Annotated in this window: 23 protein-coding genes and 1 tRNA gene; 9 read left to right on the top strand and 15 right to left on the bottom strand. The window is 73.2% G+C overall.

Annotated features, from left to right (window positions below; genetic code table 11):
- Window positions 1-42 precede the first annotated feature (42 nt).
- The 5 genes from ACZ5FU_RS10630 to pdhA all read right to left on the bottom strand — a co-directional run bounded on the left by ACZ5FU_RS10630 (window position 43) and on the right by pdhA (window position 6,106).
- Window positions 43-1,458, bottom strand: coding sequence for a molybdopterin molybdotransferase MoeA (locus ACZ5FU_RS10630; RefSeq protein ID WP_451778439.1), 1,416 nt, complete (start codon window positions 1,456-1,458; stop codon window positions 43-45).
- Window positions 1,455-2,375: a DUF6457 domain-containing protein gene (locus tag ACZ5FU_RS10635; protein WP_451778512.1), complete on the bottom strand. Its 921-nt coding sequence runs from the start codon at window positions 2,373-2,375 to the stop codon at window positions 1,455-1,457. The genes ACZ5FU_RS10630 and ACZ5FU_RS10635 overlap by 4 nt, the downstream gene beginning before the upstream one ends.
- A gap of 193 nt (window positions 2,376-2,568) precedes the next feature.
- Complete coding sequence (locus ACZ5FU_RS10640) at window positions 2,569-3,969, bottom strand: dihydrolipoamide acetyltransferase family protein (RefSeq protein WP_469045216.1); 1,401 nt, start codon at window positions 3,967-3,969, stop codon at window positions 2,569-2,571.
- Window positions 3,969-4,973, bottom strand: a complete 1,005-nt coding sequence (locus ACZ5FU_RS10645) for an alpha-ketoacid dehydrogenase subunit beta (RefSeq protein WP_451529586.1) — start codon at window positions 4,971-4,973, stop codon at window positions 3,969-3,971. Before ACZ5FU_RS10645 ends, ACZ5FU_RS10640 begins: the two co-directional genes overlap by 1 nt.
- Window positions 4,973-6,106 carry a pyruvate dehydrogenase (acetyl-transferring) E1 component subunit alpha gene (pdhA, locus tag ACZ5FU_RS10650; protein WP_451778443.1) on the bottom strand — a complete coding sequence of 378 codons (1,134 nt, stop codon included), beginning with the start codon at window positions 6,104-6,106 and terminating at the stop codon, window positions 4,973-4,975. The genes ACZ5FU_RS10645 and pdhA overlap by 1 nt, the downstream gene beginning before the upstream one ends.
- 190 nt (window positions 6,107-6,296) lie before the next feature.
- Here pdhA and ACZ5FU_RS10655 point away from each other — a divergent pair, with 190 nt between their 5' ends.
- Complete coding sequence (locus ACZ5FU_RS10655) at window positions 6,297-6,845, top strand: Lrp/AsnC family transcriptional regulator (RefSeq protein ID WP_468834273.1); 549 nt, start codon at window positions 6,297-6,299, stop codon at window positions 6,843-6,845.
- A 2-nt stretch (window positions 6,846-6,847) separates the two neighbouring features.
- Here ACZ5FU_RS10655 and ACZ5FU_RS10660 read toward each other — a convergent pair whose 3' ends face one another.
- Together ACZ5FU_RS10660 and ACZ5FU_RS10665 are read right to left on the bottom strand one after the other, a co-directional pair.
- Window positions 6,848-7,435, bottom strand: coding sequence for a TetR/AcrR family transcriptional regulator (locus tag ACZ5FU_RS10660; RefSeq protein ID WP_451529584.1), 588 nt, complete (start codon window positions 7,433-7,435; stop codon window positions 6,848-6,850).
- On the bottom strand, window positions 7,432-8,946 hold the full coding sequence (locus ACZ5FU_RS10665; RefSeq protein ID WP_451529583.1) for a 3-hydroxyacyl-CoA dehydrogenase: 1,515 nt from the start codon (window positions 8,944-8,946) through the stop codon (window positions 7,432-7,434). The genes ACZ5FU_RS10660 and ACZ5FU_RS10665 overlap by 4 nt, the downstream gene beginning before the upstream one ends.
- Window positions 8,947-9,106: 160 nt before the next feature.
- Here ACZ5FU_RS10665 and paaN point away from each other — a divergent pair, with 160 nt between their 5' ends.
- On the top strand, window positions 9,107-10,798 hold the full coding sequence (paaN, locus tag ACZ5FU_RS10670; RefSeq protein WP_469045217.1) for a phenylacetic acid degradation protein PaaN: 1,692 nt from the start codon (window positions 9,107-9,109) through the stop codon (window positions 10,796-10,798).
- Window positions 10,799-10,835: 37 nt separating this feature from the next.
- Here paaN and ACZ5FU_RS10675 read toward each other — a convergent pair whose 3' ends face one another.
- From ACZ5FU_RS10675 to ACZ5FU_RS10685, 3 genes are read right to left on the bottom strand one after another with little or no spacing between them, the layout of a single operon-like run.
- Window positions 10,836-11,597: a TrmH family RNA methyltransferase gene (locus ACZ5FU_RS10675; RefSeq protein WP_451529581.1), complete on the bottom strand. Its 762-nt coding sequence runs from the start codon at window positions 11,595-11,597 to the stop codon at window positions 10,836-10,838.
- Window positions 11,594-12,811: an HTTM domain-containing protein gene (locus tag ACZ5FU_RS10680; protein WP_451529580.1), complete on the bottom strand. Its 1,218-nt coding sequence runs from the start codon at window positions 12,809-12,811 to the stop codon at window positions 11,594-11,596. Before ACZ5FU_RS10680 ends, ACZ5FU_RS10675 begins: the two co-directional genes overlap by 4 nt.
- The gene (locus tag ACZ5FU_RS10685; protein WP_469045218.1) at window positions 12,808-13,647 is read right to left on the bottom strand and encodes a DUF5819 family protein; all 840 of its coding nucleotides are present in this window, start codon (window positions 13,645-13,647) and stop codon (window positions 12,808-12,810) included. Before ACZ5FU_RS10685 ends, ACZ5FU_RS10680 begins: the two co-directional genes overlap by 4 nt.
- Before the next feature lie 390 nt (window positions 13,648-14,037).
- Between ACZ5FU_RS10685 and paaA the strand changes: the two genes are divergently transcribed.
- From paaA to ACZ5FU_RS10710, 5 genes are read left to right on the top strand one after another with little or no spacing between them, the layout of a single operon-like run.
- A complete protein-coding gene (gene paaA, locus ACZ5FU_RS10690) occupies window positions 14,038-15,099 on the top strand; it encodes a 1,2-phenylacetyl-CoA epoxidase subunit PaaA (protein ID WP_451529578.1) in 1,062 nt (353 codons plus the stop codon).
- A complete protein-coding gene (gene paaB, locus ACZ5FU_RS10695) occupies window positions 15,096-15,383 on the top strand; it encodes a 1,2-phenylacetyl-CoA epoxidase subunit PaaB (RefSeq protein ID WP_363087670.1) in 288 nt (95 codons plus the stop codon). Before paaA ends, paaB begins: the two co-directional genes overlap by 4 nt.
- Complete coding sequence (paaC, locus tag ACZ5FU_RS10700) at window positions 15,380-16,102, top strand: 1,2-phenylacetyl-CoA epoxidase subunit PaaC (protein ID WP_468644857.1); 723 nt, start codon at window positions 15,380-15,382, stop codon at window positions 16,100-16,102. The genes paaB and paaC overlap by 4 nt, the downstream gene beginning before the upstream one ends.
- Window positions 16,096-16,617 (top strand): 1,2-phenylacetyl-CoA epoxidase subunit PaaD, encoded by a 522-nt coding sequence (gene paaD / locus ACZ5FU_RS10705; RefSeq protein WP_468834062.1) that lies wholly within the window; start codon window positions 16,096-16,098, stop codon window positions 16,615-16,617. Before paaC ends, paaD begins: the two co-directional genes overlap by 7 nt.
- Window positions 16,617-17,678, top strand: a complete 1,062-nt coding sequence (locus ACZ5FU_RS10710) for a 2Fe-2S iron-sulfur cluster-binding protein (protein ID WP_451529575.1) — start codon at window positions 16,617-16,619, stop codon at window positions 17,676-17,678. Before paaD ends, ACZ5FU_RS10710 begins: the two co-directional genes overlap by 1 nt.
- A gap of 181 nt (window positions 17,679-17,859) precedes the next feature.
- Here the strand turns inward: ACZ5FU_RS10710 and ACZ5FU_RS10715 are convergent, their stop codons facing one another.
- The 5 genes from ACZ5FU_RS10715 to ACZ5FU_RS10735 form a co-directional block, all read right to left on the bottom strand.
- A complete protein-coding gene (locus ACZ5FU_RS10715; RefSeq protein WP_451529609.1) occupies window positions 17,860-18,189 on the bottom strand; it encodes a rhodanese-like domain-containing protein in 330 nt (109 codons plus the stop codon).
- Window positions 18,190-18,461: 272 nt separating this feature from the next.
- Window positions 18,462-19,259: a J domain-containing protein gene (locus ACZ5FU_RS10720; RefSeq protein WP_451529574.1), complete on the bottom strand. Its 798-nt coding sequence runs from the start codon at window positions 19,257-19,259 to the stop codon at window positions 18,462-18,464.
- A complete protein-coding gene (locus ACZ5FU_RS10725; protein ID WP_451529573.1) occupies window positions 19,256-19,789 on the bottom strand; it encodes a hypothetical protein in 534 nt (177 codons plus the stop codon). Before ACZ5FU_RS10725 ends, ACZ5FU_RS10720 begins: the two co-directional genes overlap by 4 nt.
- 22 nt (window positions 19,790-19,811) lie before the next feature.
- Window positions 19,812-21,275, bottom strand: a complete 1,464-nt coding sequence (locus tag ACZ5FU_RS10730) for a DUF2252 domain-containing protein (protein WP_451778516.1) — start codon at window positions 21,273-21,275, stop codon at window positions 19,812-19,814.
- Window positions 21,276-21,706: 431 nt separating this feature from the next.
- Window positions 21,707-21,790: transfer RNA gene (locus ACZ5FU_RS10735), tRNA-Leu, on the bottom strand.
- A 441-nt stretch (window positions 21,791-22,231) separates the two neighbouring features.
- Here ACZ5FU_RS10735 and ACZ5FU_RS10740 point away from each other — a divergent pair.
- Both ACZ5FU_RS10740 and ACZ5FU_RS10745 read left to right on the top strand, forming a co-directional pair.
- Complete coding sequence (locus ACZ5FU_RS10740; RefSeq protein ID WP_451529572.1) at window positions 22,232-23,107, top strand: FhaA domain-containing protein; 876 nt, start codon at window positions 22,232-22,234, stop codon at window positions 23,105-23,107.
- Between the two features lie 10 nt (window positions 23,108-23,117).
- The gene (locus ACZ5FU_RS10745; protein WP_451529571.1) at window positions 23,118-23,633 is read left to right on the top strand and encodes an FHA domain-containing protein FhaB/FipA; all 516 of its coding nucleotides are present in this window, start codon (window positions 23,118-23,120) and stop codon (window positions 23,631-23,633) included.
- Window positions 23,634-23,730 lie beyond the last annotated feature (97 nt).

Consider the following 23,730-nt stretch of genomic DNA (forward strand, 5'->3'; position numbering starts at 1 on the left):
ATGTTTCACGTGAAACAGGACGGCACGGCCCATCAGGGTGTTTCACGTGAAACAGGCATCGACTCCGGCCGCCGCCCACGGAAGGTCGAGCAGCTCCGTCTCCTGACCGGCCCGCGCACCACCGGGCGGCACGACGGCGAGCGCGTCGGCCGCCGCGACGCCCCGCAGCATCGCCGGTCCGTTGTAGCGCAGTGGCACAACGTGATCGCCTCGCAGGACGACCGGGACGAGACGGGTGTCCCGCGGGTGACCGTGCACCGCCTCCCGCAGGGGCAGCGTGCACGGCTCCGGAGCGGAGCGGCCGGCGAGGGTGCGCAGCAGGGGCTCTGCGAGCGTGAGGAGGCCGGAGACGGCCGCGAGGGGGTTGCCCGGCAGGCCGACGAGGTGCCGGTTCTCCGCGATCCGGGCCAGCAGCATCGGATGCCCGGGCCGCACATCTACCCCGTCGACCAGCAGTTCGGCCCCGATGCGGCGCAGGGTGGGGTGAACATGGTCCACGGGTCCCGCGGCCGTTCCCCCGGTGGTCACGATCAGATCGGCCGCGGATGTGGTGAGGGCCTGGTACAGGGCTTCCGCGTCGTCGCCGAGCCTGCGCAGCGACGTCACCTCCGCTCCCATCGCCCGCAGCCACGGGGGGAGCATCGGCCCGAGTGCGTCCCGGATGAGTCCGTCGTGCGGGCGGCCCTCGGTGAGCAGTTCGTCGCCGAGGACGAGTACCTCGACCCGGGGTCGGGGGACGGCGGTGAGCGTGTCGTATCCGGCGGCCGCGGCGAGCCCGAGCACGGCCGGGGTCACCACCGTTCCCGCGGGGAGCAGCTGGTCACCGCTGCGGCACTCCTGGCCGCGTGGACGGATGTCCTGCCCGTGCTGGAGGTCCCGGCCGGGATACAGCCGGCCCTTCTCGTCGGTGCGGCCGTGTTCGCTGCGCAGCACCGCGGTCGTGTCCGAGGGGATCCGGGCGCCGGTGGCGATCCGGACGGCCTCGCCGTCGACGAGGCGGGCGGGTCCGGCCTCTCCGGCCAGAACGCCCTGGTCGCGTACGGCCCAGGGGCCGGGCCCGGAGACCGCCCAGCCGTCCATCGCGGAGGTGTCGAAGGAGGGCAGGTCGGTGAGGGCCGCGAGGGGCGCGGCCAGAACGAGACCGAGGGCGTCTTCCAGCGTCACGGAGACGGATGGACGACGGGCGGTGAGGGAACGGGCGGCACGACCGGCGCGGATGCGGGCGTCGGCCCAGGCGGTGGCGGCCTCCTCCCGGCGTGCCGCACGGCCGGGGGCGGTGTCGGCGGGTGCGGTACCGGTGCGCGGGCCCTGCTCCTCGCCGTGCGCGACCGCCGGACCGGGTGTGACACCGGCGGCCGGACGGGGGGGCCGGTTGCCGTCGTTCACGAGGGCGAGCACCTCCTCGACGTCGAGATCCTCTTCGGCCTCCTCGCCGTCCCGGATGCCGGGGGCCGTCATCCGGCGTCCGGGCGGGTGTCGGGCGTGGCGTCGGGAGCCACGTCGGGCCGGCCCGGGGCGGGCCCGACACCGGGAGAGGAACCGTCCGTCCCCTCGGTCCCGCCGGCCTCGTCCGCCCAGCGGATCGCCAGGGCGGCGGCCTTGCGGGTCGCCTCGGCGACGGCTTCCGGGCCGCCACCGGCCCGACCGGCGACGTAGCCCACCAGGAAGGTGGTCAAAGGGGCCGCCGGCCGGGCCACTCCGTGGGCGGCGTCGCGGGCGAGATCGAGGAGGGCGCCGGTGTCGACCTCGAGGTCGATGCCCAGTTCGTCCTTGACTGCGGAAATCCATTCATCCAACACGTGACCATGCTCCCTGATGCGTGCTCTGGCGGCGGCGATGTCGTCCCAGGTGTCGCAGTCGAAGGACGCGACGGGGTCGGAGACACGGGTGAGGTCGAGACCGGCGATCAGCCGGCGCAGGGGCAGCCCCGTGAGGCCGCCGTGCTCCTCGCCGAGCACCGCGAGTTCGCGGCGCAGGGCAAAAGTGCGGTAAGCCGCGACGAGCGGCTGGTCGCGGCCGTCGGCGTCGGTGAGCAGCGCGCCCTCGGTGCCCTCTGCTCCCTCGGCGTCCAGGGCGGCCAGCAGCCGCCGGACGGTGTCCGCCCCGAGGAACGGCAGGTCGGCGGAGAGGACGACGGCGAAGTCCGCGGTGACGTGGCGCAGCCCGGCGCCGAGTGCCGCCACCGGTCCCGCGCCGGGCGGATCCTCGCGTGCCCAGCGCACCGGCCGCGCGGTCGGCCGCCGGTCCGCGACGACGACCGTGGTCCTTGCGTCGGCGCAGGCGCCGAGCACCCGGTCCAGCAGGGCGCGCCCGCCCACCCGCACACCGGGCTTGTCGGCGCCGCCGAGCCGGCGGGCGCCGCCGCCGGCGAGCACGACGGCATCGTGGACCACGAGATCGTCGACCACGGCCTCGTGGCCGAGGAGGACGCCGACGCCCGGCTCGAGAGGCGCGGCGGCGTCCTGGGCGGGGCGATCGCCGGAGGTGACCGCCCACTGCTCGTTCGGAGTCACCCCCCGAGTATGCGCGGCACTCCGATCACACGGGACGTCGGAGTGCCCACACCGGTCACAGACCGCGCAGCAGCACCGCCGGCTGTTCCACACAGTCCGCCACATGACGGAGGAAGCCGCCCGCCGTGCCGCCGTCGCACACCCGGTGGTCGAAGGTGAGCGAGAGCTGGACGACCTGACGCACGGCCAGTTCGCCCTCGTGCACCCACGGCTTGGGGACGATGCGGCCGACGCCGAGCATGGCGGCCTCGGGATGGTTGATGATCGGCGTGGAGCCGTCGACGCCGAAGACGCCGTAGTTGTTCAGCGTGAACGTGCCGCCGGTCAGATCGGCCGGGGTGAGGGTGCCGGTACGGGCCACCTCGGTGAGCCGGGCGAACTCCGCGCCGAGGCCCTCGGTGTCCCGGGCGTGCGCGTCGCGGACGACGGGCACCACGAGACCCCGCTCGGTCTGGGCGGCGAAACCGAGGTGGACGTGGTCCAGGCGGACGACCTCCCTGGCTTCCTGGTCGACGGTGGAGTTGAGCTCCGGGAACCGGGCCAGGGCCGCGGTGCAGATCCGGGCCAGGAGCGCCAGGAGGGAGATCTTCGGCCCCCCGGCCGCGTTCATCGCCGTACGGGCCCGCAGCAGCTCGGTCGCGTCCGCGTCGACCCAGCAGGTCGCGTCGGGAATCTCGCGCCGGCTGCGGGAGAGCTTGTCGGCGACGGCCCCGCGGACGCCCTTGAGCGGGACACGGATGCCGGCCGCGGCGGGAACGGGGGCGGCCGCCACCGTCTGCGGGGCCACGCGCGGGTGCGGCTCGGGAGCCGTCGTCGTCCGGCCCTGCGCGGCGGCGGCCCGCAGCGCGTACTCCACGTCGGCGCGCAGGATCAGGCCGTCGGGACCGGAGCCGGTCAGCTCCCTCAGGTCGATGCCGTTCTCCCGGGCCAGCCTGCGCACGAGGGGGGAGATCACCGCCACGGGTCCTTCCACCGCTTCGGCGGTCCGTGCTCCCCCGTTCACCGGGGCCACCGACGGTGCCACGGGCAGGGGGGCGGGAGCGGGCACCGGCCGGTCCGGACGCACCCTGCGGCGGCGCGCCGGCGCCTCGGAGGTGCCGTACCCCACGAGGACGTTGCCCGAGCCCCGGCCGTCCGCGGCGGCCGGCGTGGACCGGGTGTCCTCGGTCGCCGGGGCGACCGGGCCGTCCGCCGGGCCGGCGGAGGCCGGTGCGCCCACGGCGACCGTGATCAGCGGGGCGCCGACGGGCAGTTCCGTACCCTCCTCGCCGAAGCGGGCGGTGACCACGCCGCCGTAGGGGCAGGGCACCTCGACCATGGCCTTGGCCGTCTCGACCTCGACGACCGGCTGGTCGACGGCGACGACGTCACCGACCTCGACCAGCCAGCGGACGATCTCCGCCTCGGTGAGTCCCTCCCCGAGGTCGGGGAGCTTGAACTCCAGCACCTGTGCCATCAGCTCTCGGCCTCCCACTGCAGACGCGCCACGGCGTCCAGGATGCGGTCGACGCCGGGCAGGTGGTGGCGCTCCAGCATCGGCGGCGGGTAGGGGATGTCGAACCCGGCGACGCGCAGCACCGGTGCCTCCAGGTGGTGGAAGCAGCGCTCCGTGACGCGGGCCGCGATCTCCCCGCCCGGGCCTCCGAAGGAGCCCGATTCATGGACGACGACCGCCCGTCCGGTCCGCCGCACCGAGGCGGTGACCGTCTCGTCGTCGAACGGCACCAGGGAGCGCAGGTCGACGACTTCGAGGTCCCAGCCCTCGGCCCGGGCCGCCTCGGCGGCTTCGAGGCACACGGGCACCGACGGCCCGTACGTGATGAGCGTGGCGCTCCGGCCCGAGCGCCGCACCACCGCGCGGCCGATGGGTTCAACGGTTGCCGGCTCCTCCGGGTTCCAGGAGTCCTTCGACCAGTACAGGCGCTTGGGTTCGAGGACGACGACCGGATCGTCGGAGGCGATGGCGGCGCGCAGCAGACCGTAGGCGTCGGCGACCGTGGCGGGCGTGACGACGTGCAGCCCGGGGGTGGCCATGTAGTAGGCCTCGGAGGAGTCGCTGTGGTGCTCGACGCCGCCGATGCCGCCGCCGTAGGGGACGCGGATCGTGAGGGGCAGCGGCATGCGGCCGCGGGTGCGGTTGCGCATGCGGGCGACATGGCTGACGAGCTGCTCGAACGCCGGGTAGGCGAAGGCGTCGAACTGCATCTCCACGACCGGGCGCAGGCCGTACATGGCCATGCCGACCGCGGTGCCGAGGATGCCCGCCTCGGCCAGCGGGGTGTCCGTGCAACGGTCCTCGCCGAACTCCGCGGCGAGTCCGTCGGTGACCCGGAAGACGCCGCCGAGGGTTCCCACGTCCTCACCGAGGACGTGCACGGACGGGTCGGCGGCCATCGCGTCGCGCATGGCGCGCGTGAGGGCCTGCGCCATGGTGGCGGGCTTGACGGCGACGGTGGTCATCAGCGCGTTCCTCCCTGCTCCGCCTCGATCTCGGCCTGCAGCAGGGCGCGCTGTTCACGAAGTTGCGTGGTGGGCTCGGCGTACACGTGGGCGAAGAGGTCCATGGGGTCGAGCGGGGCGTCCTGGTTCATACGGGCGCGCAGGTCGGCGGCCATGGTCTCGGCGGCGTCCCGGGCCGCCTGCCGCGTCTCCTCGGCGAGCAGTCCGCGCGCGGTCAGCTCGTGCTCCAGCAGGTCGATCGGGTCGTGCCCGCGCCAGGTCTCGACCTCGGCGTCGCCGCGGTAGCGGGTCGCGTCGTCGGCGTTGGTGTGGGCCTCCACGCGGTAGGTGATCGCCTCGACCAGCGTGGGACCGCCGCCCGCGCGCGCGTGCCGGACGGCGTCGGCGAGGACCTCGTGCACGGCGGCCGCGTCGTTGCCGTCGACCAGCCGGCCGGGCATGCCGTATCCGACGGCCTTGTGGGCCAGCGAGGGCGCGGCGGTCTGCTTGGCGAGCGGGACGGAGATCGCGAACCCGTTGTTCTGGACGAGGAAGACGACCGGGGCCCGCCAGACGGCCGCGAAGTTCAGCGCCTCGTGGAAGTCGCCCTCGCTGGTGCCGCCGTCGCCGACCATGGCGAGCGCCACCACGTCGTCGCCCTTGAGACGGGCGGCGTGGGCGAGGCCCACGGCGTGCGGAAGCTGGGTGGCGAGCGGGGTGCTCAAGGGGGCCACGCGGTGCTCGTACGGGTCGTAGCCGGTGTGCCAGTCGCCGCGCAGCAGGGTGAGGGCCTCCACCGGGTCCACGCCGCGGGCGACGACCGCGAGGGTGTCGCGGTAGCTGGGGAAGAGCCAGTCCTGCTCCTGCAGGGCGAGGGCGGCGGCGACCTCACAGGCCTCCTGGCCGGTGCTGGAGGGGTAGACGGCGAGGCGGCCCTGCTTGGTCAGGGCGGTGGCCTGCGCGTTGTACCGACGGCCGCGCACCAGCTGGGCGTAGAGCCGGAGCAGCAGCTCCGGGTCGGCCTGCGCGGCCGCCTCGGTGCCGAGGACGCGGTACGGCTCCGCGTCGGGCAGCAGCGGCGCGGGGTCGGTGCGGGGCTGCCAGGCGGGCGGCGGGGTCGGCCGGTATCCGCCCCGCTGCTCCATGACCGTCATGACGGCACCTCCTCGTGGGAGTGGCTACGGGGGACGGGTCGGCTGTGACCCGCCTCACCTACCGATTGTTCGGTCGTCGGCACATTTTGGCTACAGGGCCCCTCAGGCTGTGGACAAACGGTTCTCCACAACCTGTGATGGGTGCAGGACGTCCACGGCGAAGAGGCGGGGGGACATGACACCTGAACAAATGGCCGAGAGCCCGGACGGCAGCCCACTGCCGCGCGCGGAGACCACGGCCCCGCCGCACGCGGAGGCCACGACCGCGCCGCGCGCGGAGGGCAAGGCCCCGCCCCGACCGCTCGACGCCATCGATCAGGACATCCTCCAGATGCTCCAGGCGGACGGCCGCGCCTCGATACGGTCGGTCGCCGAGCGGGTCCACGTCTCGCGCGCCAACGCCTACGCACGCATCAACCGGCTCATCGAGGACGGCGTGATCCGCGGCTTCGGCGCGCGCGTGGACCATGAGCGCGCGGGCCACGGAACGTCCGCCTACGTCACGCTGAAGATCGTCCAGAACTCCTGGCGCACGGTCCGCGAGCAGCTCAGGCAGCTGCCTGGCGCCTCCCACATCGCCCTGGTGGGCGGCGACTTCGACGTCCTGCTGCTGGTGCACACGCCCGACAACAGGTCACTGCGCGAACTGGTGCTCACCCGTCTCCAGGCGATCCCGGAGGTGCTCAGCACGCGCACGCTGCTGGTGTTCGAGGAGGAGGACCTGGAGCCGCAGGGGTGACCTCAGGCCCGCCGCAGCCCTGAGAACACCAGCCGGGCGACCGCGTCGCCCACCTCGCGCTCGCCCATGCCCCGCCCGTCCGGGCGGTACCACTCGACGATCGAGTTGATCATGCCGAAGACGAGCCTGGTCGCGAGCCGCACCTCCACGTCAGCGCGTACGTCCCCGTCGGCGGCGGCCGCCTTCAGCAGCGCGGCCACCCGGTGGTCGAAGTCGCGCCGTCGCTCCAGCGCCCACCGCTCGGTGGCGGTGTTGCCGCGCACCCGCAGCAGCAGCGTCACGTACGGCAGTTCGGAGATGAGCACCTCGACCATGCGCCGCACGACGTACTCCAGGCGCTCCACGGCACGCCCCACGCGCGCGTGCTCCTCGTCGAGGATCGCGAACAGGCCGTCCAGCGCCCGGCTCACCGCCCGCCGCAGCAGTTCCTCCTTGCCGCTGACGTGGTGGTATATCGACGACTTGGAGATGCCGGCCGCCTTGGAGAGGTGCTCCATGGAGGTGCCGTCGTAGCCGCGCTCGATGAAGACCTGCACGGCGACCGAGAGCAGGGTCTCCGGGGTGTACGTGTCGCGCTTGGCCGTGGTCATGAGGTGCCCTCCCGCTTGTCGGCGGAGTGTCCGTGGCGGTAGAGCGCCAGAGAGGGCGCGTAGCGGCCGGAGGGCTCGCGCAGGTGCAGCTCCTCCAGGAGGTCGTGGGCCCACACCCGGCCGAGCCTGCGGCTCCACTCGAAGGGGCCGAGCGGATAGTTGACGCCCAGGCGCATCGCGGTGTCGACGTCCTCCTCGGTGGCGACGCCCTTGGCGACGGCGTCGTGCGCGAGGTCGACGATCCGCGCGACCGTACGGGCGACGATCATGCCGGGGACGTCGCCGATGACGCTGACGTCCTTGCCGAGCGCCTGGAAGAGGCCGATGGCCTCGGAGAGCGTCTGCTGGGGGGTGTCCTGGGAGGCGGACACGGCGACGCGGGTGGCCTTGCGGTAGTCCAGGGCGAGGTCGAAGTAGACGACGTCCCGGAACTCCACCGAGGTCTGGCCGTCGGCGAGGGCGAGCTGGCCGCCGCTCGGCAGCACCAGGCGCGTGCCGCCGTCCTCGTCCTCCTCACGGACCTGGATGCCCGCCTCGCGGATCATCGCGAGCAGCTCAGAAGCGGGCCCCAGGTCGCCCTCGGCGATCACGTGGGCGGGCGGACGGCGCTTCTCGGCGGTGTGCGGCTCGGCCCGCTCCGCGCCGTCGCGGTGGTCGAACCAGCCCTGCCCGGTCTTGCGGCCCAGACGACCGGACTCGACCAGGCGGCGCTGGGAGAGGGAGGGGGCGAAGCGCACGTCCTGGAAGAACGAGTGCCACACGGAGTGCGTGACGGACTCGTTGACGTCCTGCCCGATCAGATCGGTGAGCTCGAACGCCCCCATGCGGAAACCGCCGGACTCGCGCAGGACCGCGTCGATGGTGGCCGGGTCGGCGCCCTGCGACTCGTGGACCGCGAAGGCCTCGGCGTAGAAGGGCCGGGCGATGCGGTTGACGATGAAACCCGGGGTGTCGGCGCAGGCGACGGGCGTCTTGCCCCAGGCACGGGCGGTCTCGTACGCGCGCGTGGCCGACGAGACGTCGGTGGCGAACCCCGAGACGACCTCGACCAGCGGCAGCAGCGGCGCCGGGTTGAAGAAGTGCAGACCGACGAGGCGGCCCGGGTTGCGCAGGGCGCCCCCGATGGCCGTCACCGACAGGGAGGAGGTGTTCGTGGCGAGCAGGCAGTCCTCGCCGACCACGTCCTCCAGGGCGCGCATCAGCTCCTGCTTGACGTCCAGCCGCTCCAGGACCGCCTCCACGACCAGCGCGCAGTCCGCCAGTCCGGTGAGGCTGTCCGCCGCGGTGAGGCGGGCGCGGGCGGCGTCCCGCTCGGCGGCGGTGAGACGGTCCTTCTCGACGAGCCGGTCGAGACGGGCACCGATCGCGGCGGCCGCTTCTCCCGCGCGCCCGGCGACGGCGTCGTACAGCCGCACCGGGTGGCCCGCGGTCAGCGCGACCTGGGCGATGCCCTGGCCCATGGTGCCGGTACCGACGACGGCCACGGGGCTGCTGAGGTCCAGTGCTGTCATGTGCGCGATCCTCCCGCACGGGGTTTTCCACAGATGCGGCGGACCCCCTTGTCCCGACCGATCGTTCGGTTACTCTAACCCTGACCGCCCGTTCCTGTCCCTGTTTCCGTCCAGGTCCAGAGCTCGACGAAGAGTTCTCCAGACGAGGAGTTGGTCCCGCATGGCCGCCGAACTCACCGCTCACGCCCTGATCGCCAAGCACCGGCCCACCCTCGACCAGGCCCTGGAAGCGATCCGCACCCGCGCGTACTGGTCCCCGCACCCCGAGCACCCCAAGGCCTACGGCGCCGACGGCAGCCTGGACGCGGCGGCGGGCAAGGCGGCCTTCGACGGTGTCCTGGGCACCCGCCTCGACCTCGGCCAGCCCGGCACCGACGGCTGGGTGGGCGGCGAGGTCTCGCCGTACGGCATCGAGCTGGGCGTCGAGTACCCGCACGCGGACGTCGACGTGCTGCTGCCGGCCATGAAGGCCGGTCAGCGCGCCTGGCGGGACGCGGGCGCGGAGATGCGCGCGGTGGTCTGCCTGGAGATCCTCAAGCGCGTCAGCGACCGGACCCACGAGTTCGCGCACGCGGTCATGCACACCTCCGGCCAGGCCTTCCTGATGGCGTTCCAGGCGGGCGGCCCGCACGCCCAGGACCGCGGCCTGGAGGCGGTGGCGTACGCGTACGTGGAACAGGTCCGCACCCCCGACACGGCGGAGTGGACCAAGCCGCAGGGCAAGCGCGACCCGCTGGCGCTGACCAAGCAGTTCACGCCGGTGCCGCGCGGGATCGCCCTGATGATCGGCTGCAACACCTTCCCGACGTGGAACGGCTATCCGGGCCTGTTCGCCTCCCTCGCCACCGGCAACGCGGTCCTGGTGAAGCCCCACCCGCGCGCGGTGCTGCCGCTCGCGCTGACCGTGGCCGTCGCGCGCGAGGTGCTCGCGGAGGCGGGCTTCGACCCGAACCTGGTGGCGCTCGCCGCCGAGCGGCCCGGCGAGGGCGTCGCCAAGACCCTGGCCACCCGCCCCGAGATCAGGATCGTCGACTACACCGGCTCGACCGCCTTCGGCGACTGGCTGGAGGCCAACGCCCGCCAGGCGCAGGTCTACACCGAGAAGGCCGGCGTCAACACGGTGCTCGTCGAGTCGGTCGCCGACTACAAGGGGATGCTGTCCAACCTGGCGTTCTCGCTGTCCCTGTACAGCGGCCAGATGTGCACCACCCCGCAGAACCTGCTGATCCCCCGCGACGGCATCCGCACCGACGAGGGGCCCAAGACCTACGACGAGGTCGTCGCCGACCTGGCCCGCGCGGTCGACGGCCTCCTCGGCGACGACGCGCGCGCGAACGCCCTGCTGGGCGCGATCGTCAACCCGGACGTGAAGGCCCGCCTGGAGGCCGCGGCCGGTCTCGGCGAGGTCGCCCTGGCCTCCCGCGAGGTGAGCAACCCCGAGTTCCCGGACGCCGTCGTGCGCACGCCCCTGATCGTCAAGCTCGACGCGACCAAGCCCGACGACGAGACGGCCTGCATGAGCGAGTGCTTCGGGCCGGTCTCCTTCGCCGTCGCGGTCGACTCGGCGACGGACGCCGTGGAGCTGCTGCGGCGCACGGTCCGCGAGAAGGGCGCGATGACGGTCGGCGCGTACACGACCGACGACGAGGTGGAGCGGGCCGTCCAGGAGGTCTGCCTCGAGGAGGCGGCGCAGCTCTCGCTCAACCTCACCGGCGGGGTGTACGTCAACCAGACGGCCGCCTTCTCCGACTTCCACGGCTCGGGCGGCAACCCGGCGGCCAACGCCGCGCTCACCGACGGCGCGTTCGTCGCGAACCGCTTCCGCGTGATCGAGGTCCGCCGACAGGCCTGAAGGATCCGTCGGCAGGCCTGAAGGATCCGTGCGAGGGCTACGCGCGCGGGGCGCCCCCGGTCGCGCTCCAGTGGTACAGCGTCATGGCCACACTGGTCGCGAGGTTGTAGCTGGAGACCTGGGGACGCATCGGCAGGGCCAGCAGGTGGTCGGCCCGTGCGCGCAGCGCCCCGGACAGCCCGCTGCGCTCCGACCCGAAGGCGAGGACGGCGTCGTCCGGGAGCCTCACGCCCCGGATGTCCTCCCCTTCCGGGTCGAGCGCGAACACCGGCCCGGCCGGCAGCTCGTCGGCGGACAGCCGCTCCACGGCGGTCGCGAAGTGCAGCCCCGCGCCACCGCGCACCACGGTCGGGTGCCAGGGGTCGAGCGTGCCGGTGGTGACCACGCCGCTCGCCCCGAATCCGGCGGCCAGCCGGATCACGGCACCCGCGTTGCCCAGGTTGCGCGGATCGTCGAGGACCACGACGGGCGCCGGACGGGGCGTGCGGGACAGCACCCGCAGATTGGCCTCCCGGGAGGGCCGTACCGCCAGGGCGGCCACGGCGGTGGGGTGCGGCCGCGGCACCAGCGAGGCGTAGACCGCCTCCGGCACCTCCGTCAGGAGCGCCTCCAGCGCCGCCCGTACGTCGGGGGCGAGGTCGTCGGCGAGGGCGAGTGCCGCCCGCCGGTCCACGGCGACCGCCACCGGCACGCTGGCCCCGAAGCGCACGGCGTGCTTCACGGCGTGGAAGCCGTCGAGCAGCACACAGCCGTCGGCGAGGTGACGGCGCCACCGGCCGGACGGATCGGGATCGGTCATGCCGGGAAGCCTACGCGGCCGGCCTCGGCGTCCTCGGACTCGTGCGCCTTCCGCTGTCCGGGCACCGCGGCACCGCGCCGCGGCAGCAGCGCCTCCCACACGCGCGCGGCCCAGCCGCCCAGCCTCCGCAGGAACGACGTCGGCAGGAAGACCGCGTCCGCCGCGATCATCGCCAGGGAGAAGAACGGCAGCCCGAGGAGCACTGCGATCGCGGTGTGCTCGGCGATCATGGCGACCAGCAGGACGTTCTTCACCCGCCGGTTGAACAGGGTGAACGGGAAGGCGACCTGCACGACGACCGTCCCGTAGGTCACGAGCATCACCATGGTGCCGCTGGACGACAACAGATCGCCGAGCGCCGGCCAGGGGGAGAAGTAGTCCAGGTGCAGCGGGTAGTAGGCGGCGGTGCCGTCCTGCCAGCGCGAGCCCTGGATCTTGTACCAACCGGCCGTCGCGTAGATCAGACAGGCCTCCGCCATGATCACCAGCAGGGCGCCGTTGTGCAGGACGTCGGTGATCACGTCGAGCAGGACCCGGGGTTCCGCGGACGTCGCCAGGCGCCCGACGGCCCACCGCACACCCAGCGCGGCCCACACCGCCCACAGGATCAGCGGCACGGTCCAGTCGCCGTCGAGCCGGCCGCCCGCGGTCGCCGCGACCAGCACCGTGCCGGACACGCCCCACAGGACGGGCCCGACCCGGTCGGTCACCCGTTCCCCCCGCGCGCGCGCCTCGGCCGCGCGCCGTTCCCGCCGCGCGTCCAGCGACCAGACCCGGCCGCACCGCAGGAAGACCAGGTAGATCGACATCAGGTGCAGGACGTTGTCGCCGCCGTCCCCGACGAAGACACTGCGGTTCTGCAGCGAGAGCACGCCCACCATGAACAGCACCGACATGGTGCGGGTGCGCCAGCCCAGCAGCAACAGCAGGCTCGACAGGACCGACAGCGCGTACACCGTCTCGAACCAGCCCCGGCCGTCCGACCACATCAGGGCCGTGAAGGCGCCGTTGTCGTCGATCAGCCGCCGGGCCAGCTCCCAGCTCCACGGGCCGTCGGGACCGTACAGCTCCGCACGGTGGGGAAGCTCGCGCAGCAGGAACAACAGCCAGGTCAGGCTGAACCCGATGCGGACCACGGCGCTCTGGTACGGCCCGAGCGCCGACCCGGTGACGCGCGCGATCACGGCGGACAGCGACAGGGAGAACCGGTTCACCGCGTCCCTCCCCCGGTGTCGCCGGAGGCCAGGGGCCACCAGGGCAGCACCCGGTGGACCGGCTTCGACGAGACCTCGTCGGTGCTCCAGGACGGCGCCGGCACGTTGGTGGTGCGGGAGCGGACCTGGACGCGTTCTATGGTGCCGCCCCGGCCGGCCGCCTCGCCGCGTTCCAGCCGCAGCACGACGATGTTGCGCAGGTAGGTCTCGGCGAGCGTGCTGCGCGGGCCCGCCGAGCGGTCGTCGGAGTCGTGCGAGCCGACGTAGAAGTCCCAGGCGCGGCGCAGTTCGTTCTGCTGGGTGTGGCTCGGCACCAGGTTGCCGTCGATGCTCCGGCCGTCCTGGGCGGACAGGTCGAACCAGCCGGTGGTGCGCGCCGTGCCGTCGGCGGTGCGGACGTCGGCGCGGACCTGGACGGCGATGTTCTGCTGGAGCGGGTTGGGCGCGAAGAGCTTCCAGTTCTGCTCGAACTCCGGATAGACGTATGCGTCGATCGCCTCGCCGTGCGCCTTGGTGACCGTGTTGGACGGCGCGACGTGGAGGAACACCATGCCGATGTGGACGCATACGGCGACCGCGACCACGGCGAGCGCCAGAGCGGCGGCGACCTGGTAGCGCGGGGAGAGCGCGGCGACACCACTCCGCGGTTCGGACCCGGCCGTGCCGTCCTCCCCGGCCGCCTCGGCCCGGACATCGGACAGGCCGTCGCTCGGGGCGGCCTCGGTCCGGACACCGGACAGGTCGTCCCGCCCCCGCCGCTCCTCCGCCGGCTCCCGCGGCCCCCGTGGCGCCCCGGCCTCCCGCGGGGGGCCGGCGCCTCCGTCGTACGCGTCCATTCCGCCCCGTTCCCCGATTCCGGTCCGTCTTCCGCCTGCTCGCCGGGCCACGGCGACCCGTTCGTACCCGCCGGCGCGTCCCCGTCGACCCGCTCCCGCGCACCGCGTGCGCGCACGGATCGGGACGGCCTTCGCACGGCCGTCGCACAGTCGTCGCACGGAACGGTACTCAGCCCGGCCCGGCCCGCGCAGCCCTCCCCCCGAGCGGGACCGGTCCGGTACGCCGCGAGGCCCCGCCGCCGGCGGACCGTCCGGGTTCTCCCGCGGAGGGACCCGCGGGTCGTCCACAACGGTTGACACCTTACGACGGCCGTCTCACCATGGAACCGCACGGACCGAACGATCGGTCGGGAGACGGCTCGGAGAGAGCCCGAGGTCGAGGGGGACCGCATGGCGACAGCAGCCGCGCACCAGACGGCCCGCACACAGCGGTACGGCGGCCGGGAGACCGCCGACGGCGAGCAGGACGGCTTCGCGCGCGCCTTCGACGCCGCGGTGGCCGCCGACGAACGCATCGAGCCACGCGACTGGATGCCCGAGGCCTACCGCGCGACGCTGGTCCGCCAGATCGCCCAGCACGCCCACTCCGAGATCATCGGCATGCAGCCGGAGGCCAACTGGATCACGCGTGCGCCCTCCCTGCGCCGCAAGGCCATCCTCATGGCGAAGGTCCAGGACGAGGCGGGCCACGGCCTGTACCTCTACAGCGCGGCCGAAACGCTCGGCACGAGCCGCGAGGAGCTGCTGGACAAGCTGCACGCCGGCCGTCAGAAGTACTCCTCGATCTTCAACTACCCGACGCTGACCTGGGCCGACGTCGGCGCGATCGGCTGGCTGGTGGACGGCGCCGCGATCACCAACCAGGTCCCCCTGTGCCGCTGCTCCTACGGCCCGTACGCACGCGCGATGGTCCGCGTCTGCAAGGAGGAGTCCTTCCACCAGCGCCAGGGATACGAACTGCTGCTGGCCCTCAGCCGCGGCACCCCCGAACAGCACGCGATGGCCCAGGACGCGGTGGACCGCTGGTGGTGGCCCTCGCTGATGATGTTCGGCCCGCCCGACGACGAGTCCGCGCACTCCGCGCAGTCGATGGCCTGGAAGATCAAGCGGCACTCCAACGACGAACTGCGCCAGCGCTTCGTCGACATCTGCGTCCCGCAGGCGGAGTCCCTGGGCCTCACGCTCCCCGACCCGGACCTGAAGTGGAACGAGGAGCGGGGCCACCACGACTTCGGCCCGATCGACTGGGCGGAGTTCAAGGAGGTCCTCAAGGGCAACGGCCCGTGCAACGAGCAGCGGCTCACCCAGCGCACCCGGGCGCACGAGGAGGGCGCCTGGGTCCGGGAGGCCGCCGCGGCCCACGCGGCCAGGCACAGCCGGGAAGCGACCGGGCACAGCCGGGAGGACGACGAGAACCGCGAGAGCCGTGGGACGGGAGCGAAGCAGGCATGACGAACACCGACTGGCCCCTGTGGGAGGTCTTCGTGCGCTCCCGCCGCGGTCTCTCCCACACCCACGCGGGCAGCCTGCACGCGCCGGACGCGGAGTTCGCCCTGCGCAACGCCCGTGACCTGTACACCCGGCGCGGCGAGGGCGTCTCGCTCTGGGTCGTGCCGTCCGCCGCCATCACCGCCTCCTCACCGGACGAGAAGGACCCGTTCTTCGACCCGGCCGCCGACAAGGCCTACCGGCACCCGACGTTCTACGAGATCCCGGAGGGGGTGAAGCACCTGTGACCACGACCGCGCACCCGGGCACCGCCGCTCTCGCCCTCGGTGACGACGCCCTGGTGCTCTCCCACCGTCTGGGGGAGTGGATGGGGCACGCGCCCGTGCTGGAGGAGGAGGTCGCCCTCGCCAACATCGCCCTCGACCTGCTGGGCCAGGCCCGCATCCTGCTGTCGATGGCCGGCGACGAGGACGAACTGGCCTACCTCCGCGAGGAACGCGCCTTCCGCAACCTCCAGTTGGTGGAGCAGCCCAACGGCGACTTCGCCCACACCATCGCCCGCCAGCTGTACTTCTCCACCTACCAGCACCTGCTCTACGACCGGCTGGCCGCGGGCGACGGGCCGTTCGCGGGGCTCGCGGCCAAGGCCGTCAAGGAGGTCGCCTACCACCGCGACCACGCCGAGCAGTGGACCCTGCGTTTGGGCGACGGCACCGAGGTCAGCCACGAGCGGATGCGGCGGGCCTGCGACGCCCTGTGGCGGTTCACCGGCGAGATGTTCCAGCCGGTGGACGGTGTCGGCACCGATCCGGCCGGCCTGGAGTCCGGCTGGCTGGAGTCGGTCGGAGCCGTACTGCGCCGTGCCGGACTGGAGGTTCCCCAGGGACCGCGAACCGGAGCGTGGCGCGCGGGCGCGGGCCGTCAGGGCCTGCACACGGAGTCCTTCGGACGGATGCTCGCCGAGATGCAGCACCTGCACCGCAGCCACCCGGGGGCGTCATGGTGACCCCGACCGCCCTGGAGGCGGAACTCCTCGCGGTCGCCGGTTCGGTGCCCGACCCCGAACTGCCCGTGCTCACCCTCCGGGAACTGGGCGTCCTGCGCGCGGTCCACGTGCGCGACGCGGACGCCGTCGAGGTCGAACTGACCCCGACCTACACCGGCTGCCCGGCCGTGGAGGCGATGTCGACGGACATCGAGCGGGCGCTGCGCGACCACGGCGTCCGCGAGGTCACCGTGCGCACGGTGCTCACCCCCGCCTGGTCGACGGACGACATCTCCGCCGAAGGCCGCCGCAAACTGCGGGAGTTCGGCATCGCGCCGCCGCGCGCCCAGCGCCCGGCCGGACCGGTCGGCGTCACCCTGGGACCGACCCGCACCGCCGGGCGGGACCCGGTCCACTGCCCCCACTGCGGCTCCGCCGACACCGAACTGCTAAGCCGTTTCTCCTCCACCGCCTGCAAGGCACTGCGGCGCTGCCTGGCCTGCCGTGAACCCTTCGACCACTTCAAGGAGTTGTGATGGCCCGCTTCCACCCGCTCCCCGTGGCCGCGGTGGACCGGCTCACCGACGACTCCGTGGCGCTGACCTTCGCCGTCCCCGCCGCACTGCGCGAGGAGTACCGGCACGCGCCGGGCCAGCACCTCGCCCTGCGGCGCAGGGCCGACGGAAGCGAGATCCGGCGGACGTACTCGATCTGCTCGCCCGCGCCGGAGCCCGGCGGGGAGGGTCCGCGCACCCTGCGGGTGGGCGTGCGGCTGGTCGAGGGCGGCGCCTTCTCGACCTACGCGCTCAAGGAGATCAACGTCGGGGACGAGCTGGAGGTGATGACGCCGGCGGGCCGGTTCACCCTCGACCCCGCACCCGGTCTGTACGCGGCGATCGTGGGCGGCAGCGGCATCACCCCGGTGCTGTCGATCGCCTCCACCCTGCTGGCCCGCGAACCCGGGGCCCGGTTCTGCCTGATACGCAGCGACCGTACGGCGGCGTCCACGATGTTCCTGGAGGAGGTCGCCGACCTCAAGGACCGCTATCCGCAGCGGCTGCACCTGGTCACCGTGCTCTCCCGGGAGGAGCAGCAGGCCGGGCTGCCGTCCGGGCGGCTGGACCGGGAGCGGCTGACCGGGCTGCTGCCGGCGCTGCTGCCGGTGGCGGACGTGGCGGGATGGTTCCTGTGCGGGCCGTTCGGCCTGGTGCAGGGTGCGGAGCAGGCGCTGCGAGAGCTCGGTGTCGCCCGCGCCCGCGTCCACGAGGAGATCTTCCACGTGGACGTCGCCGCCCCCGTGTCCACCGCCCCCGCACCGGCGCACAGCACGGTCACCGCCCGGCTCGACGGTCGCGGCGGCAGCTGGGCCGTGGCGGCCGGCGAATCGGTCCTGGAGACGGTGCTGCGCAACCGGCCCGACGCGCCCTACGCCTGCAAGGGCGGGGTGTGCGGCACCTGCCGGGCCTTCCTCGTCGCGGGCGAGGTGCGCATGGACCGCAACTTCGCGCTGGAACCGGAGGAGACCGAGGCCGGCTATGTGCTGGCGTGCCAGTCGCACCCCCTGACCGAGGCGGTGGAGGTGGACTTCGACCGGTGAGCCGGGAAGGAAGGACACGGCGGCCGGCCGACGCACGACGACCGGCCGTTCCCGCCCCTTCTCCCGGAACCCGCCCTGCCTCGTGTCCTGTCCCGGCGGTCCGCCGGATCAACCGCCCGCCGGATCAACCGTCCCGTCGGATCAGCCACACCGTCGGGGGGCGGCCCGTGCGGACGCCGGACTACAGGACGAAGCCGGGCTGCCCGTCGTCGGTGACGACCGGACGGCCCACGGCCGACCAGTACTGCATGCCGCCGTCCACGTTCACCGCGTCGACGCCCTGCTGCGCGAGGTACATGGTGACCTGGGCGGAACGGCCGCCGGAGCGGCAGATCACATGGACCCGCCCGTCCTGCGGAGCCGCCTCGGTCAGCTCGCCGTAACGCGCGACGAACTCGCTGATGGGAATGTGCAGTGCCCCTTCGGCATGACCCGCCTTCCACTCGTCGTCCTCCCGGACGTCCAGCAGGAAGTCGCCGTCCTTGAGGTCCTCGACCCCGACCGTGGGCACACCAGCTCCGAAACTCATGGTTCCGACGCTACCGGACGCCCCACACCCACCGACGGCCCCGCCGAGAGTCCGGTGGATCCGGTGGATCCGGTAAATCCGCCGCAGGGCCGCGCCCGTGGAGCCGCGCCGTGCACCCGGCGGTCAGGTCCTGCCGTCGGCCGGTGAGGCCGCAAGGCCCCTCCGCCGCACGACGGGGATCACCGCGGGCCGCTAAGGCACCGGGCCCACACCACAAGCCCCTCAGCCCTTCAGCGCCTCAGCACCTCAGCACCTCAGTCCGCCAGCTCCGCCAGTTCGGCCTCCCGCTTCGCCACCTCGGCCAGGAGCTGCTCGGCGATCTCCTCCAGGAGCCGGTCGGGGTCGTCCGGTGCCATCCGGAGCATCGCGCCGATCGCGCCCTCCTCCAGCTCCCGGGCCACCAGCGCCAGCATCTCCTTGCGCTCGGCGAGCCACTCCAGCCGGGCGTACAGCTCCTCGCTGGGGCTCGGCCGCCGTTCCTCGGGGGCCGGGCCGGCCGCCCACTCCTCGGCCAGCTCCCGCAGTGCGGCCTCGTCGCCCCGGGCGTAGGCGGCGTTGACCCGCGTGATGAACTCCTCGCGCCGCGTCCGCTCCGCGTCCTCCTGCGCCAGGTCGGGGTGGGCCTTGCGGGCCAGCTCCCGGTAGAGCTTGCGGGCCTCGTCGCTGGGCCGCACCCGCTGCGGGGGCCGCACCGACTGGTCCGTGAGCATGGCCTCGGCCTCCGGGAACAACCCGTCGCCGTCCATCCAGCCGTGGAAGAGCTCCTCGACCCCGGGCATCGGCATGACCCGGGCCCGCGCCTCGTCCGCCTTGCGCCGGTCCTCCGGATCGCCGGTGCGGGCGGCCGTGGCCTCGGCGATCTCCGCCTCCAACTCATCGAGCCGGGTGTACATCGGACCGAGTTTCTGGTGGTGGAGCCGCGAGAAGTTCTCCACCTCGACGCGGAAGGTCTCCACCGCGATCTCGAACTCGATGAGCGCCTGCTCAGCGGCCCGCACGGCCTTCTCGAGCCGCTCCTCGGGCCGCGGCTGCTCAGCTTCGGGGGTCGTCACCCGACCAGCGTAGGCCACCCCCGAGGGAGACCCCGTCGGTCCCGGTGCTCCGGGCAGTCCGCAGCCACCCACTCCGCCTCCGGATCCGGGCGGACCACGAGGAGCGTGCCGGGACGGCGGGCCGGCTCGTGGGTGCGGCCGCCGGGGTGCGGGAGGATCTCGTCGAGCACCACCGCGCCGATGGCGTCGAAGGCGCGGACGCCGAGGACGCCGAGGGCGCGGACGCCGAGGACGTCGGTCCTGAAGCGGGAGACGCCCGAGTGACGGACGACGAGGTCCTCGTCGTGCTTCCAGCAGTTGTGCGCGAAGCGGATCTCCAGGTCCGCGTCCCCCGTCCGGCGGGCCCGAGCCGGCAGGAGATCCTTCACGCACCGTCTGCCCGAGAAGTCGCAGTGGTCCGGATCGGCGGCGAACGCGCTATCCCCGGAAGGCAGTTGGCCGCTCAGTACCGGCAACAGCTCCAGGTACGGTCCCGGGGCGAGGACCCCGGAGAGGTCACCGAGCCGACCGGCCGGCTCGACGTGCTCCACCGGGACACCCCTCGCGCCGCGCTCACACGCCCGTCTCCGCCGCGATCCTCCCCGCCCGCACCGCCGTCACCAGGTCCGCGTGATCCGCCTCCGTGCGGTCGGCGTAGGCCACGGCGAAGGCGGCCACCGCCTCGTCCAGCTCCTCGTTCTTTCCGCAGTAGCCGGCGACGAGCCGCGGGTCGGCGCTGTGCGAATGGGCACGGGCCAGCAGGGCGCCGGTCATGCGGCCGTAGTCGTCGACCTGGTCGGCGGCGAGAGCGGTGGCGTCCACGCTGCCCTTGCGGTTGCGGAACTGCCGGACCTGGAAGAACCGGCCCTCGATCGTGGTCCAGCCCAGCAGGGAGTCGCTGACCACCTGCATGCGCTTCTGCCCGAGGACCACCCGCCGCCCCTCGTGCTCGACGGCCGGGGTCTCGAAACCGGCGCTCGCCAGATGCGGCACCAGCGCCGAGCGCCGTGCCTCCTTCACCTGGAGCACGAGCGGCTCGCCCCGGTGGTCCAGCAGCAGGACGACGTAGGACCGGGTGCCCACGCTGCCCGTGCCGACGATGCGGAAGGCCACGTCGTGCACCGCGTGCCGGGCCAGCAGGGGCAGCCGGTCCTCCGGCAGCGTGGTCACGTACTGCTCGAGGGAGGCGGCCACCGCGGCGGCCTCAGCGTCGGGGACGCGGCGCAGCACGGGCGCCGCGTCGACGAAGCGGCGCCCGCCCTCCGGGGTCGGCTCGGTCGACTTCGCGGCGAACCGCCCGCTCGTGTTGGCCCGCGCCTTCTCCGAGACCTTCTCCAGCGTGCCCAGCAGGTCTCGGGCGTCGGCGTGCGAGACGAGTTCCTCGTCGGCGATGGCGTTCCACGCGTCCAGCGCCGGAAGTCCGGCCAGCAGGCGCATGGTGCGGCGATAGGCGCCGACCGTGTCGTGCGCCGCCTGACGGCACGTGTCCTCGTCGGCGCCGGCCTCCCGGCCCGCGAGGACCAGGGACACGGCCAGCCGCTTGAGGTCCCACTCCCAGGGACCGTCGACCGTCTCGTCGAAGTCGTTCAGGTCGATGACCAGGCCGCCGCGGGCGTCGCCGTACAGCCCGAAGTTGGCCGCGTGCGCGTCGCCGCAGATCTGCGCCGTGACACGGGTCATCGGGGTGCGGGCCAGGTCATGGGCCATGAGGCCCGCCGAACCCCGCAGGAACGCGAACGGTGTGGCGGCCATCCGCCCCACCCGGATCGGGGTGAGTTCGGGGAGGCGGCCCCGGCTGGACTCCTCGACCGCGGTCACCGCGTCGGGGCGGGAGGGGTCCAGGTCGAACCCGGCGTGTGCCGCGCGCGGCACCTGGTGGCGCAGGGCCTTGCCCTCCCGCTTCGGCGAACCCGAGGAAGGCCACTCGGCGAAGCCCCGCGTCCTGGGGAACCGCGGCCCCTCGCCCCGGGCCGCCCGCACGCCCTCGCCCCCGTCCGTGCGCCCGCTCGCACCTGCCCCGGCACCGACCTCTGTCACCACGACCGCCTCCCCCGCACCCGGACGAACATCAACTCGTGCAGACCGTACCGCCGACGGCCGAAACCCGTCAGACCCTGTGGACAACCATCCGACCAGCCCCACCCGCGGAAGACGCCGGCAGCCTCACCCGTGCGAGGCGCCCCGCGACCGCGACCGTCCACCCGGTTCGCGCCCGCCCCCTCGCGCCGCCCGGCCCCTTCCACCCTCGTGAGATACCTCACGCGCCCGAGCCGCGTCCCCGCACCCGGACACCCGCACCACCCACGCGTGCAGGTGTGCAGGCGTCAGGCCCCTTGTCCGTGCGCCCCCGCACCCACGCCCGCCCCCCGCACCTGGCGCACATCCCGCACGCCTCCAGGTCTCCTGGCCGTCGGCATCCGAACACGCGAAAGCCCCGCAGATCCGAAGATCTGCGGGGCTTTCAGCCGTGCGCGAGGGGGGAGTTGAACCCCCACGCCCTTGCGGGCACTGGAACCTGAATCCAGCGCGTCTGCCTATTCCGCCACCCGCGCATTGGGTGTGTCATCTGGTTGTTGACCTTGCGGCCCGGCGCCTTCCGACATGCAGAACATTAGCACGTGCGCCAGGGTGCGTTCACATCCCTTCTCCCGGGGCAGAGGACACCGCGAGAGGCCCGCGGCAACCTCCGTACGTCTCGGCGACGACCGGTTCACGTATCAACCTCGTACCTATGGCGGTCGTCTCCCCGGTAGGCGGGTGAGCTCCACAGTCAGGTGCGGGACACTGGTCCTCGGCCGCCTCTACGATCCTGGGCAGAAGGACGAGTGAGGGACGCCCGAACGACGCCGTCGACACCGGTCGGCGGGGCCGACAGGGGGAACCGGCCGATCCACCCGCGCGTGGATACGATCAGTAAGCAGTACCGGGATCGGCAAGCGGTACCGGGCAGGCAGCGGAACACGGGACGCAGGTCACGACGGAGGAGGTGCCCCATGGGAGTCCTGAAGAAATTCGAGCAGCGTCTCGAGGGTCTGGTCAACGGCACCTTCGCCAAGGTGTTCAAGTCCGAGGTGCAGCCCGTGGAGATCGCGGGAGCGCTCCAGCGGGAGTGCGACAACAACGCGACCATCTGGAACCGCGACCGGACCGTCGTGCCCAACGACTTCATCGTGGAGCTGAGCACGCCGGACCACGAGCGGCTCAGCCCCTACTCCGGCCAGCTCGGCGACGAACTGGCCGGCATGGTCCGTGACTACGCGAAGCAGCAGCGCTACACCTTCATGGGGCCGATCAAGGTCAACCTGGAGAAGGCCGACGATCTCGACACCGGTCTGTACCGCGTGCGGAGCCGCACCCTCGCCTCCTCCACCAGCGGCCCGCAGGCGCCCGAGCGCGCGTCCGGCGGCCGCCCCGGCGGATACGGCCACCCGCCCGCGGCCGGCGGTGCGGCGGCCGCGCCCCCCATGCCCTCCGCGCCCCCGCCCGGTGCGCCCGGCGGCCGCCCCGGCGGATACGGTCATCCGCCCGCGGCCGGCGGTCAGCGCCCGGCGGGCGGCGGACCGGCAGGTGCCCCGGCGCCCGGTTCCCGGACCCGCCACTGGATCGAGATCAACGGCACCCGCCACCAGATCTCCCGCGCGACGCTCGTGCTGGGCCGCAGCACCGAGGCCGACGTGCGGATCGACGACCCCGGCGTCTCCCGCCGGCACTGCGAGATCCGGACCGGAACGCCCTCGACGATCCAGGATCTCGGGTCCACCAACGGCATCGTGGTGGACGGGCAGCACACCACCCGCGCTACGCTCCGCGACGGCTCGCGGATCGTCGTGGGCAGCACCACCATCATTTACCGGCAAGCCGAAGGGTGAAGCGGGGGCAATGTCAGAGCTGACCCTCACGGTCATGCGGCTGGGTTTCCTGGCCGTACTGTGGCTGTTCGTGATCGTGGCCGTGCAGGTCATCCGCAGCGACCTGTTCGGTACGCGTGTCACCCAGCGCGGTGCGCGCCGGGAAGCGGCCCGGCCTCAGCAGGCCCAGCGCCAGGCGCCTCCGCAGCAGCGCCAGCAGCCCGCGACGGGGGGCGGACGCAGGGGGCGCAACGCCCCCACGAAGCTGGTCGTGTCCGAGGGCACCCTCACCGGCACGACGGTCGCGCTCCAGGGCCAGACCATCACCCTGGGCCGCGCGCACGACAGCACCATCGTGCTGGACGACGACTACGCCTCCAGCCGCCATGCCAGGATCTACCCGGACCGCGACGGCCAGTGGATCGTCGAGGACCTGGGCTCCACCAACGGCACGTACCTCGACCGAACGCGGCTGACGACTCCCACACCGATCCAGCTGGGCGCGCCGATCCGTATCGGCAAGACCGTCATCGAGCTGCGGAAGTAGTGCTACATCATGAGTGAGCGCGAGCGGAGCGAGCACGCCAGGTGGGCCGGCATCCAGGGCCCCGGCGCGCTCCCGACCGGAGGGTGGGCAGTGTGGC

Source organism: Streptomyces sp. NPDC031554, assembly GCF_055580685.1.